The 11825-nt window shown below is 37.6% G+C and carries 12 protein-coding genes and 1 pseudogene; 7 read left to right on the top strand and 6 right to left on the bottom strand.

From position 1 onward, the window contains the following. The first annotated feature begins 18 nt into the window (after positions 1-18). Genes D1093_RS01220 through mnhG form a run of 3 tightly spaced genes read left to right on the top strand, consistent with a single transcriptional unit; the run spans position 19 to position 1141 of the window. Positions 19-453: a Na+/H+ antiporter subunit E gene (locus D1093_RS01220; RefSeq protein WP_425290658.1), complete on the top strand. Its 435-nt coding sequence runs from the start codon at positions 19-21 to the stop codon at positions 451-453. After that, a complete protein-coding gene (locus D1093_RS01215) occupies positions 453-734 on the top strand; it encodes a K+/H+ antiporter subunit F (RefSeq protein ID WP_120100108.1) in 282 nt (93 codons plus the stop codon). The genes D1093_RS01220 and D1093_RS01215 overlap by 1 nt, the downstream gene beginning before the upstream one ends. Further along, positions 731-1141, top strand: a complete 411-nt coding sequence (gene mnhG / locus D1093_RS01210) for a monovalent cation/H(+) antiporter subunit G (RefSeq protein WP_120100106.1) — start codon at positions 731-733, stop codon at positions 1139-1141. The genes D1093_RS01215 and mnhG overlap by 4 nt, the downstream gene beginning before the upstream one ends. 16 nt (positions 1142-1157) lie before the next feature. Here mnhG and D1093_RS01205 read toward each other — a convergent pair whose 3' ends face one another. The 4 genes and pseudogenes from D1093_RS01205 to D1093_RS01190 all read right to left on the bottom strand — a co-directional run bounded on the left by D1093_RS01205 (position 1158) and on the right by D1093_RS01190 (position 4098). Beyond that, entirely contained in the window at positions 1158-1550 is a 393-nt protein-coding gene (locus D1093_RS01205) for an MliC family protein (protein ID WP_120100104.1), read from the bottom strand. A gap of 17 nt (positions 1551-1567) precedes the next feature. Next, a complete protein-coding gene (locus D1093_RS01200; protein ID WP_005774290.1) occupies positions 1568-1951 on the bottom strand; it encodes an MliC family protein in 384 nt (127 codons plus the stop codon). Positions 1952-2356: 405 nt separating this feature from the next. Then, positions 2357-3490, bottom strand: a complete 1134-nt coding sequence (aroB, locus tag D1093_RS01195) for a 3-dehydroquinate synthase (protein ID WP_120100103.1) — start codon at positions 3488-3490, stop codon at positions 2357-2359. Then, a pseudogene (locus D1093_RS01190) lies at positions 3465-4098 on the bottom strand (shikimate kinase). The gene aroB and the pseudogene D1093_RS01190 overlap by 26 nt, the downstream one beginning before the upstream one ends. 253 nt (positions 4099-4351) lie before the next feature. Between D1093_RS01190 and D1093_RS01185 the strand changes: the two are divergent. The 3 genes from D1093_RS01185 (at position 4352) to D1093_RS01175 (ending at position 7114) form a co-directional block, all read left to right on the top strand. Continuing rightward, positions 4352-5278: a site-specific tyrosine recombinase XerD gene (locus tag D1093_RS01185; RefSeq protein WP_120100099.1), complete on the top strand. Its 927-nt coding sequence runs from the start codon at positions 4352-4354 to the stop codon at positions 5276-5278. 90 nt (positions 5279-5368) lie between these two features. Beyond that, positions 5369-6325, top strand: coding sequence for an acetyl-CoA carboxylase carboxyltransferase subunit alpha (locus D1093_RS01180; RefSeq protein WP_120100098.1), 957 nt, complete (start codon positions 5369-5371; stop codon positions 6323-6325). Between the two features lie 39 nt (positions 6326-6364). Beyond that, complete coding sequence (locus D1093_RS01175) at positions 6365-7114, top strand: L,D-transpeptidase family protein (RefSeq protein ID WP_120100096.1); 750 nt, start codon at positions 6365-6367, stop codon at positions 7112-7114. Between the two features lie 848 nt (positions 7115-7962). Here the strand turns inward: D1093_RS01175 and D1093_RS01170 are convergent. Then, complete coding sequence (locus D1093_RS01170) at positions 7963-9024, bottom strand: CobW family GTP-binding protein (protein WP_174767414.1); 1062 nt, start codon at positions 9022-9024, stop codon at positions 7963-7965. Between the two features lie 322 nt (positions 9025-9346). Then, entirely contained in the window at positions 9347-10438 is a 1092-nt protein-coding gene (locus D1093_RS01165; protein ID WP_120100093.1) for a D-alanyl-D-alanine carboxypeptidase family protein, read from the bottom strand. Between the two features lie 445 nt (positions 10439-10883). On the opposite strand from D1093_RS01165, the gene D1093_RS01160 reads away from it, so the two are divergent. After that, positions 10884-11093 carry a DUF4102 domain-containing protein gene (locus D1093_RS01160; RefSeq protein ID WP_120100091.1) on the top strand — a complete coding sequence of 70 codons (210 nt, stop codon included), beginning with the start codon at positions 10884-10886 and terminating at the stop codon, positions 11091-11093. Positions 11094-11825 lie beyond the last annotated feature (732 nt).

Here is an 11825-nt window from a genome sequence, read left to right as displayed (position 1 = left end):
AGCGTAGCAATTATTTTTATGTGGCTGATTTTAAATGGTTTTAGTTTTGGTCAACTACTTTTAGGAATTATCATTGCGTTATTTGGGGGCTGGATGATGCGGCTTCTTGAGCCGGAAAAAATAACGATTAAAAGTTGGCGTGCCGTTTTTCAGCTGTTTTTTCGTGTGTTTATTGATTCTATTATTTCAAATATTGCTGTGGCTTGCTTCGTTTTAACCAAAAAAACTCGGAAACAGCAGTCTGGTTTTATTGTGGTGCCCATTTCGCTTGAAAGTCGCACCGCTTTAGCTGTTTTGGCCTGTATTCTTTCAGCAACTCCAGGGACTGTTTGGATTGCCTATAATAGAAAGAATAGTGAACTTTTGCTTCATGTCTTAAATTTTGAAAATGGATATGATTACCAAAAATTGATCAAAAAACGCTATGAGCAATTACTTTTGGAGATTTTTTAATGAGTATGGTGATCCTTTATTGGGGGCTTTATCTTTCACAGTTTTTTTTAAGTTTGGCAATGATTCTCGCCTTATTTCGGTTGATTCGTGGGCCACGGGCGCAAGATCGGATTGTAGGGTTGGATGCTCTTTATATAATCACTATTCTTTTATTTCTGACCTTTGATATCCGTTCAGGAACAACCATTTATTTTGTGGCAGCGCTTATTGTTGGCTTATTGGGTCCTATATCAAGTATTGCTTTGGCAAAATTTCTCATGCGGGGGGAGATTATTGAATGAAGGATGATGCATCGCTTGTTGTTGCACTTGCTGTCACTGTTTTTTTGATTTTAGGATCTGGTCTCACACTGGTTGGAACGATAGGATTGGTGCGTCTTCCCACTTTTTATAAGCGTTTACATATGCTTTCGTTGAGTACAAGTTGGGGCGCTGGTAGTATTCTTGTTGCGTCGTTTCTTTATTCAATTTTTGTCGATCATCATTTTGTTTTTCATGAATTTTTGTTGGTGATTTTTTTACTTGTAACAATACCCGTCGCTTCTATGTTGGTATCACAAGCAGCAACTTATCGACACTATTCAGAAAATAAATTAGAAAAACCGCTGGCCCTTTTATCACGTCACATGGAAAAACAAACACCTGCTTCCGAAGAAATGTCATGTGATACGAGCCAGAGCGATTTTTAAGATACCATAAGCTTTTTTATTCTGTTTTTTGTTCTTCTATACAGTGAATAAGATTTTTTTCTTCTGGGTCATTGATGAGATCAGAAAGCATGGCTTCGTTCCCTTTTGTCCACCATATATAGGGTCCTCCCATATATTTTGTTCCAGAAGCACTGATACTACGGGAAGCGATGATGCGTTTTCCTTGCCATTTGAAATCAACAAGTGAAATGTTCCCAGCATTGAGATAGGTTACTTCAATAGACTCTTTACTTGTCCCTGTTTCGCATTGATAGGTAGTAACTTCTGTTGTGGGCTCTGGATCATCTGGGACTTCAATAACTAAAGAGCCAGCAAAAGCATTAAGTGAACCGAAGAGCGGTAGGCTTAAAGCAGTAAAAAATCCTACAATAAAAGCAATTTTTTTCATGATATTTCCTCAGTTATTTAAAATAATAACAGTGATTCATCCTTACAGAGGATGGGTTTTTTTTCTTCTGGATCTTGGATAAGATCATAAAGTGTTACTTCTTTATTTTTCTCCCACCAGATATATTGCTCCCCTACATATTTTGCTCCAGAAGCAGCAATTACATTCGCAGCGATAATACGATCGTCTTTCCATTTAAAATCAACCAATGAAATATCGTCAGCGTTGTGATAGGTTGCTTTAACGCGTTCTTTATTTTCTCCCATATCACATTGATAGGTTATGGTTTGTGTTTCTGGATTACCTGACACTTCAATGACTAAAGCAGCAGCTAAGCTATTAGTGACATTGAAAAATAATAAAAAGGAAAAAAATCCTAAAATTTGTAGAGTTTTTTTCATAATGCTTCCCTATATGAAAAGTAATTTGTCTTTAATCTGATGGTGTCTACGGCAGGATTCGAACCTGCGACCCCAGGATTCATACCACTTCGGTTTTCACCGCCAACCTTATTGGTTGTTTGTGGTCTGGACTGTCTCTTCACCTTGAAGCTTCCGCCTTTTAGGTGCTGCCCGTTCAGTCTCTACACCTTCCTCTCATGTGAAGAGAGGCTTGGCTCGGGATTGGCATATCGTTTTGCCCATGAAGCTTTCCCCGAATTTGAGCAGATCCACTTTAAGGATTTCTCCTAAAAGCGCCCAATTTCTTTAGGAATCCTGTGCTCTATCCTACTGAGCTACGCAGACATCATCATAGCTATTCCTTTAATAGAAGTATAAAAACGAATCAATTATATTCAATATCAATTAACGAATTTCTGATAATTTTTGTTCCAAAAAGGATAAAACTGCATCTGGTGGAACATTTTTTGCAATAAATGATTGGCCAAGTCCGCGTGTCAAAATAAAGGTTAAATTATTTTGTGAAACTTTTTTATCTTGAGCAATGAAAGTCATTAATGTTTCAGCATTTGGTAGCCTTCCGGGGATATCCTTTAACTGTGTGGGCAAACCCACAGCTTTAAGGTGTGTTTCGATACGATGTGTGAGTGTGGGGTCACATAGATTCAGTTGTGCGGAGAATTGATGGGCAAGAATCATTCCAATTGCTACAGCTTCACCGTGAATTAAACGCTTGGAATCATAAGCAGTTGCTGTTTCGAGCATGTGCCCAAAGGTATGACCGAGATTTAAGAGGGCACGCTCTCCTGTTTCATATTCATCACGTGCGACTATGGCAGCTTTAAATTGGCATGAGCGAACAATGGCTTCTATTCTTATCGCGCCATTAGAAAAAATTTCTTGTCCGTTTTTTTCAAGCCATTCAAAGAAATCAGGTTGGTTAATAAGTCCATATTTGACCATTTCCGCATAACCTGCGCGAAATTCACGTGGTGGGAGCGTATCAAGAACAGATGTATCAGCAATAACGCATTGTGGTTGATAAAAAGCACCAATAAGATTTTTACCATATCGGCTGTTGATGCCTGTTTTTCCACCAACAGAGGAATCAATTTGTGCAAGAAGCGTTGTGGGCATCTGAATGAAGTTCATTCCGCGGCGGATCATACTTGCTGCAAATCCTGCTAGATCTCCGATGACACCGCCACCAAAAGCAATCACACAGTCACCTCTTTCTAAGCGTGCGGAAAGAATTTGGTCGATGACAGTTTGCAAGGTTGAAAATGATTTTGATTGTTCTCCTGCTTCTACAATAATAGGGACAGTATGGATTTTATTTTTTGTTAACTCTGCTTGTAATGGATCCAAATGGAGAGGTGCAACATTTGTATCTGTAACAATTGCTAAACGCGTTTGATGAAAAATTTTTTTCTGAAGTGAATCCTTAATTTGTAAAGCAACTCGCGTAATAAGATCTGGACCAATGATGATATCGTAACAGTGCTTGTCTAATTTAATGGTGACAGTTTTGACTTGCATGCTTATTCTTTCTATCGTTATTTTTTTGTATAGAGGTAGTGCTGTAGAGATCGTATGACATTTTTTGCTACACTGTGGGGGCTTTCTTTATGACTGTTAATTGTTACGTTCGCTTTTGCATAGAGAGGATAACGCTGTTCCATGAGTTTTTGCATCGTTTCTTTAGGATTGGCTGTTTGAAGAAGCGGTCGTGTTGGACGCTTGGAAACACGTTGCATAAGGATATCAAGATCTGCTTTGAGCCAGATCGGTATTCCATTTTGATGAATCGTTTTTCGTATCTCTTGATTGATATAAGCACCGCCACCCGTTGCTAAGACAAGAGGGCGCTTTTTGATGAGGTTGAAAATAATACGCTGTTCAAGGGAACGAAATTCCGCTTCACCATAGATTTTAAAAATTTCTGTGATAGACATTTGCGCTGCTTTTTCAATTTCTTGATCAGAATCATAAAAGGGTAAATCAAGTATGGTGGCAACACGTCTTCCGATGACTGATTTTCCTGCCCCCATAAGACCAACAAACACAAGAGCTTGATTATCGAGAGATGATAAGATTTGTCTTTTTATTTGTGACAGGGGCGGATGTTGGGGTCGATTACTTTTCATAGCTTATTTCGGCATTTATCTGCTTTAAAGTCAATTCCTGTTAATCTTTATAAGATAAAATAAGAGATAGAGTATTTTGGAAAGTTTATTATTTTATGCCAACATTAACCAGACTTTTGATGATTCTTTTCATTTTGCTTGCTATTCTTTTTAGTATAATGATCATTCTTGTCGTTTTTGTTGAACCTGCAACTGTGGATATATCTGTTGATGTCCCTTTGGATTCGCTGACTCTTTCTTTGAGAATGAATCAATGAAAAGTAACATTGTGATAGAGCGTTTTCTTGAAATGATGAGTGCTGAGAGAGGCGCTTCTGCTCATACTCTTGCGGCTTATCAGTATGATTTACAGTGGGCACAAGAGGAATTGTCGTCGCATTCGGTTTCACTCCTTTCAGCACAAAAGGAGGATCTCATTGGTCTTTTATCGCTCATGTATACATTGGGTTTTGCTGCAACGTCACAAGCGCGTCGTTTATCAACATTGCGTCAATTCTATCAGTTTCTTTATGCAGAAGGATTAAGAGCCGATGATCCTTCCAATGATATTGATGCCCCTCGCCAAGGGCGTCCTTTGCCCAAAATTATCAGTGAAGATGCGGTGACAAAATTTCTTGATTTGGCGCAGTTGGAGGTTAATCAAGCAGATTATGGATCTAAGGACTATTTGCGCGCATTGCGTCTTCAGCTGCTCAGCGAAATGCTTTATGCAACAGGTTTACGCATTAGTGAGTTGGTCAGTCTGCCTGTGCAGGCTGTTCGGGGGAAAGAATACAATATTTTGGTTCGCGGTAAGGGAAAAAAAGAACGAATGGTGCTGTTATCAAAAAAAGCCCATCAAATTCTTTTGCAGTGGTTGGATTTGCGTGATCAAGGGAAAGATGCGAAAAGTCTTTATCTTTTTCCGGCGCATTCAGAAACAGGCTATATTGCGCGTCAAGTTGTGGCACGGGAATTGAAAAATCTGGCTAAAAGGGCTGGAATAAAAAGTGAAAGCTTTTCTCCCCATGTGTTGCGCCATGCTTTTGCCAGCCATCTTTTGCAAAATGGTGCTGATTTGCGTGCCGTTCAACATTTGTTAGGTCATTCTGATATTTCTACCACTCAGATCTATACCCATGTGTTGGAAGAGGGACTTTATCGTCTCGTTAATGAGCATCATCCACTTGCCGATGCGTAAAAGGCGCGTTAAAGAAAAGCTGATGTTTTTGAAAAAAACTTTATAAAGCAAATTATAAGTGTATAAGTGACACTGAATGAGTTGGTACAAATGTATAATTATCTTGATTTTGAAAAACCAGTTGCTGATCTTGATGGGAAAATTCTTGAATTAAAAAAAATTTCTCAAGAAAAAGACGGTCTTGATATGAGTGACGAGATTGCGCGTCTTGAAGCACGTTCAAAAACGGCATTGCGCGATCTTTATAAAAAATTGTCGCCGTGGCAAAAAACACAAGTTGCTCGTCATCCTGATCGTCCGCATTTTATGGACTATTCTAAGCGCCTATTGAGTGATGTGACACCTTTGGCAGGAGATCGAAAGTTTGCTGAAGATGAGGCTATTCAAGCTGGATTCGCACGCTTTAAGGGAGAAGCAGTTGCTTACATCGGTCAAGAGAAAGGTCACGATACACAAACACGTTTACGCTATAATTTTGGTTCTGCACGTCCGGAAGGATATCGTAAAGCTGTCCGTATTATGGAAATGGCTGACCGCTTTGGTTTGCCACTTCTTACTTTTGTCGATACGGCAGGTGCTTATCCTGGTGTAAGCGCTGAAGAACGTGGGCAAGCAGAAGCAATTGCTCAATCAACAGCGGCCACTTTGCGCCTAAAGGTTCCTGTTGTATCCGTTGTGATTGGAGAAGGTGGTTCTGGGGGGGCGATAGCCATTGCCGCTGCCAATAAAGTTTATATGTTGGAACATGCGATTTACTCGGTTATTTCTCCAGAAGGAGCAGCGTCTATTTTATGGCGTGATCCAGCGCGTGCAAAAGATGCTGCAATGAATATGCGTATTACCGCTCAAGATTTGCTTCGCTTAAAGATTATTGATGGCATTATCTCAGAGCCTGTAGGGGGAGCGCATCGTGATAAAGAGATTGCTATTGATGCAACGGGTGAGATTATTTCAGAGGCTTTAAAAGCTATGGCTGGAAAAGATGGTGAAGTTCTTAAACAAGAGCGAAGGGAAAAATATCTTCAAATTGGTCGGTCATTAGCATAAGTCGTTTTTATGAGGGATGTTGGATTGGAGTTTTTTTCGATGACGTTTAACAGATTCCTGGCTGTGTGTGTGTTGTTTGTCATGGGAATATTGTCGGCCTGTGAAGGAAGATTACCAGCTTCTATTCGTGCTAAAGTTGAGCAGCCTCTTCCGCAAGAAATCCAGAATAGAATGGCTTTGTACGATATTGATCCCTATGCACCAATTGTGATGCGCTTTTTCAAGGAAGAAAATCTTGCTGAAGTTTGGAAGCAATCTCGTTCAGGTCCTTTTATTTTGGTTGCTCGTTATGGCATTTGCAAATGGTCTGGTAAGCTTGGACCTAAATATAAAGAAGGGGATCTTCAGACACCGGAAGGTTTTTATACGATTACTGCAAACCAAATGAATCCTTATTCAAAATATTATCTTTCTTTTAATATAGGATATCCTAACCTTTATGATCAGGAAAATGGTCGTACAGGAAGCAATCTTATGGTGCATGGTTCTTGCTTTTCCGCTGGTTGTTATTCTATGAGTGATAAAAATATGGCTCAAATTTATGCGTTTGCACGGGATGCTTTTAAAGGAGGACAAAGAGCATTTCAATTGCAGGCTTTTCCTTTCCGCATGACCGAGGATAATATGTTACGTCATGGCAATGATCCCCATTATCCATTTTGGGTTATGCTTAAGAAAGGATATGATTTTTTTGAAGAAAATCGTCAACCACCAATCGTTGAAGTTTATGGAAAACGTTACGTTTTTAATCGCGATGTTGATAAAACTTCAGTTTCCCTCATGAAGTGAACGTTATTTTATTCCGCTATACTGTAAAATACCATCGCTTACGATGGCGATACAAGACATACAAAACTTTATGCATGAGGTGTTTAAGGGAGTTATCTATTTTAAACGCTGAGTGTTTATAAAGTTTTATGTCAGTAAATCGAAGTAGGAGGGCCAAGAGCAACTTGCCCAGAGAATTTGGGTTGTTTGCAGACCAGTATGGATGGCAATTTTGGTTTTCTCGTGGAGAGTGAATTAACATAAAATGTTTCTCTCTTTTTACTTTCAAAGGGTTTTATTCTTTTATCCTGTAAAGTATTATCTTATCGTGCTGGTCTATAAGATACATATATACATCTAAAAATACGTTATCAGCTCTGTTGATTTTAGTTTTTTTGTTTAAACTTAAGAGGGTTTTGTTTCAATCAGCTGAAGAAATATAGAGTTAAGTAGAGTATTTAAAACCAAGAACGTATCCAATGGAGTTTTTGAAATGAATCACATGAAGTGATTTGCAGATGAAGTGTACGTCGAGAGAAAACAACTTGATTACAGAGTGGTAAATATTAAAAAATTTTACAATAACAATTTGATTTATAATTTTCTGTTTTAATAAGAGCTTGAATATCATGAGATTTTTTTATCTAAAAATCTGTTTATGATAAATCAATCAAAATTATTCGCTTGCATATTCTAAGCGCAAAGTGCTGCATGGATAAAATTGTACAATAAAAATGCCTCTCATGAATCGTCTCATGTGCCGAGAGCTACCAAAAATTGGGGGCTGGCAAAATCTATGGTGGAGCTGTTTTGTTTTTTTTTAAGCGTAAAGAAGTTATGGCTCAATGGATTTTAACATTATGGGTGAATTAAAACTTTATTCCTGGAATGATGAGAGGGTTTTCCAAGAGAGCTGTTTTGTCTTCAGTATCTATGGCTGGTTTATTAAAAAAAGCATTGAGAAGTTTTTGTATTGCTTCTTTTTCAATATCATCGGCAATAATGACAAAACGTGTTTGTTTTATTCCTTTTGGCCATGCTGACAGTCTTATGGGGGGGTGAAAAAATGTTTGTACGCCATGTAATACAAGGGGGCGATAAGGATCATCACGCAATGCGATTATTGCTTTAATACGGAGTAATTTTGTACCATAACGGTCTTGTAGGAGATCTAAAAAAGCTTCAATTGTAGCGTAATCAACGAGTTCTTCACAATCTAATGAAAAGGTACGAATGGTTTTATGGGGGGCATGATCGTGTGGAGCGGTGGTAAGATTTTGCTTAAGGTGTGTATTGTCTCCTGTTTCATTCCATAATGTGTGATTTATTAATAGATTTGAACAGAAATCTTCAGAATGGGCATCAATGATTTGTGCTGTGGGATTCATTCTTTTGAGTGTGTTAAGGAGCGTATTTGAAAGAGATTGTGGGGCTGTGAGATCTGTTTTGGTGAGAATAATTTTATCAGCAAGGATTAATTGTTTATATATTTCAGGATAGCGCTCGCATATGGAAAGTGTGCTTAATGTATCAAATGTTGCAAGAACAGCATTTATAGACAGTGTTTGAATAAACAGTGGGTGGCTTAAAAGTATTTGTAAAATAGGGGCGGGATCAGCCATCCCTGTTGTTTCAATAATAATGTGTTTGAGTTGTTTAATCTGTCCTGTTTCGACGCGATTGATTAAATCCATCAATGTATCAATGAGATCACTGCGTAAATTGCAGCATAAGCAACCATTGGTAAGCTCAATAATTCCTTCTGTCGTCTTTTCAACAAGAAGATGGTCAATACTGATTTCACCGAATTCGTTGATGATAACAGCACATTCGGTTAAGAGAGGGTCTTGTAGCATACGGTTGAGCAAAGTTGTTTTGCCAGAGCCTAAAAAACCAGTAATCAGCGTGAGAGGAATGCGCTTCATTTTCATTTTAATCATCAACCGTGGTTCTGTTTTAAAGAAACATATCTTATGACGTCAACCCCATTTATAATGGGGTGTGAGGGATATGTGATGGATAATTGCCTACGAAATCCATTTTATCACTCCTTCTAAGTTTATAAAGGTAAGTGCGGGTGCAATCATGCTACTTTTCAGTGCTCATGTTTATGATAATTCTTCGCACTTAAAAGGTCTTATAGGAAGAGTTTTAATTCCTTACTTTGATTATTTTATCTATTATGCTCATCACATCTTGTGATGTGAAAGAGACAGATTTAATTGATTCAACAGCTGTAGATTTAAAAGTGTCTTACGGCTTTTTTATAGAATAGTTTGCGCGTCTTTTATAGGGACTATGGGGTTTTCTTAGGGGTTTTACTGTTATTTTAGGCATTTGTGGACTACGAATAAGATGTACTACTAAAGGATGATAAAAAGAAGATGGTGCAGTGATAAAAGGTGAGGTGAGAATAATATTTCCTTGATCGTCATATGAATTGGCATGCATTTTTATGGCTTCAGGCGTGCATGTTTGTTGGCTCATATTGTTGGCTTGTGTTATGTTATTCCCATAAGGTTTTAATGTTGTGAGTGTTAATTGGGGGCTTCCTTGATGTAAAAATCCTATTTCAAGAAGTTGTGCTGCTTTTTCTTCTCTTTCACTTACGTTGTTCGCGCCTAAAATGACGGCAATAATTGTACGTTTATTGCGAGTAGCTGAGGCAACAAGATTAAAACCAGAGGCGCAAATAAAGCCTGTTTTCATACCGTCTATTCCATAAAAACGACCAATGAGGTTGTTTGAGTTATGCTGGATTTTTCGGTTATTACCAAAATCAATGGCTGGAATAGAAAAATAATGAGCATATTGTGGAAACTCCCGACGTATTTGGACAGCTAAAAGAGCAATATCGCGTGCGGTGGAATAGTTTTGAGGATCTGGTAAACCACTTGCGTTTGCAAAATGAGTGCCAAACATGCCTAAACGTTTAGCTTCTCTATTCATTTTGTGTACAAAAGCTTTCTGTGAACCAGCAACGGCTTCACTCATGGCAATGGCCAAATCATTGGTCGATTTAACCATGGTGATACTTAAGGCTGTATCAAGTGTGAGAGCAGAACCAGCTTTATAGCCTGAACGATACGCGGGAGCTTTTGCAGCATATTCGCTGATGGTGATCGGTTTGTTGGGTGAAATTTCCCCTCGGCTCATAGCGCGAAAAATAACATAAGCGGTCATTAATTTTGTTAAGGAAGCTGGATACCAACGCTCAAAAGCCTGATTATGTTTTAAGATATGTCCCGTTGTAACATCAACAGAAATAAAAGGTTGTGCTAAAGAAAAAGTGCTCGACAAACTCAAGATGAAAGAAAAAAATAAATTATAAAAGAGACGTTGCATGAGTTTAAATTCAGTTCCTTCTTATTCATTATTTAGAATTGTTTTAATGTAGAATACAAAGCTTTTAAGTCTAGAATAGAGAGGACAGATGGTTAATTATTGTATTGCGTTATGTATCTGGAATAAAAACCAACACTCATCTTCAGTTTCCCCTCGAATTTGGTTTGATGGCTTAAGTATTTCAAAAAATACTTTTTAAATAATAAAGATTATACAAGATTTAATTTTTTGAAGATATTGTTATTTTTCAGAAAGAAAAAAGCCCGTTTCATCATACATTTTTTCTGTTATTCTATTACTTAATATATTTTGTTTATAATGATAGTTTATAGTTTTACGTGTTTAATAAGACCCTTGAATATCGTCAGCTTCTTTCATTCTAAAGCTATTTCATGTTGAATCAATCAAAACAACCCGCTTGTACGTTACAAACGAGGAAGTCTACGTGAATAAAAACTGTACAATAAAACCTGTTATGAATCGTCTTAAATACCAAGGGCTATCGCATTTGAGGATTGATAAAGGGGGGGGATGGCGCAGCTTGCAGCTTCACAAGCGTAAAAATGGGGATGCTCAACAGATTTACCATTATACCATTCATAGTCAATGGTGTAAAATGGGGTGGGGTGCTATAAAAGATGCCTTTTTAAAATAATCCTTATATTGAGAGGGGCTATGAAAGGTGTTTATATATTTTGCTTTAATAATTTTTGCCTACACATTAATTTCATTTGCAACGGCAGATAATTGATTTAATATAAGAAAAGAGTAATTTTACGATATTGGATGTTATAGTTCAACACGAAACATTGTTATAAATCAATGTATTATATATGAAAAACAGCACGCCATTATATTGTTGATTGGTGTCTTTTTTTAAGAGATTGTTTGTTTTTCTCTTCATTTCACCCTGTCGGGAGCATTTTTAACACTGTTTTTGAATAAATATAAAGTTCTGCAGCTCATTTATGAACTTTCTTTAATGGGGGTGCACGTTTCTTATGCAAGATAGAATTCTCAAAATAAAATACTGTTGCGTTGCTTATTCACGCGCTTGTTTTAAAGAAATATCTAGCAGTTTTTTCATATCTCTTTTAAAATATCGCTCGTAAGAGCTATAATCTTTATAAAAGATGTTGGCGCTTATCATTCATTATTCACTATCAATGTTGTATTTGTGAAGGAGTAAGCCAGTATCACACACTTTTCTAGCCTCCAATGGTGCTGACTAGCCTTTAGCACTTGAGACGGTTGATAAGAGGCGTGTCTTTCTTTTATGGGTTTTATCTCTACAGCTCTTTTCGCTTGTAACGTGTAAGAAAAAGGTTTTTATTGATTCAACATGGAACAAATTTACAGTATTCAGGTTTTTCATTTACGTTGAATA

Origin of the sequence: Bartonella kosoyi (assembly GCF_003606325.2) — a bacterium.
Classification (GTDB): Bacteria; Pseudomonadota; Alphaproteobacteria; order Rhizobiales; family Rhizobiaceae; genus Bartonella; species Bartonella kosoyi.
Note: the sequence above shows the minus strand (reverse complement) of the source record. Positions and strands in the feature narration are given on the sequence as shown.

Bases quoted from the DNA above. Each gene is read 5' to 3' on its own strand.
- D1093_RS01220 (WP_425290658.1), top strand. From the start codon at position 19: ATGTGGCTGATTTTAAATGGTTTTAGTTTTGGTCAACTACTTTTAGGA.
- D1093_RS01215 (WP_120100108.1), top strand. From the start codon at position 453: ATGAGTATGGTGATCCTTTATTGGGGGCTTTATCTTTCACAGTTTTTT.
- mnhG (WP_120100106.1), top strand. From the start codon at position 731: ATGAAGGATGATGCATCGCTTGTTGTTGCACTTGCTGTCACTGTTTTT.
- D1093_RS01205 (WP_120100104.1), bottom strand. From the start codon at position 1,550: ATGAAAAAAATTGCTTTTATTGTAGGATTTTTTACTGCTTTAAGCCTA.
- D1093_RS01200 (WP_005774290.1), bottom strand. From the start codon at position 1,951: ATGAAAAAAACTCTACAAATTTTAGGATTTTTTTCCTTTTTATTATTT.
- aroB (WP_120100103.1), bottom strand. From the start codon at position 3,490: ATGCAAGTCAAAACTGTCACCATTAAATTAGACAAGCACTGTTACGAT.
- D1093_RS01185 (WP_120100099.1), top strand. From the start codon at position 4,352: ATGAAAAGTAACATTGTGATAGAGCGTTTTCTTGAAATGATGAGTGCT.
- D1093_RS01180 (WP_120100098.1), top strand. From the start codon at position 5,369: ATGTATAATTATCTTGATTTTGAAAAACCAGTTGCTGATCTTGATGGG.
- D1093_RS01175 (WP_120100096.1), top strand. From the start codon at position 6,365: ATGACGTTTAACAGATTCCTGGCTGTGTGTGTGTTGTTTGTCATGGGA.
- D1093_RS01170 (WP_174767414.1), bottom strand. From the start codon at position 9,024: ATGAAAATGAAGCGCATTCCTCTCACGCTGATTACTGGTTTTTTAGGC.
- D1093_RS01165 (WP_120100093.1), bottom strand. From the start codon at position 10,438: ATGCAACGTCTCTTTTATAATTTATTTTTTTCTTTCATCTTGAGTTTG.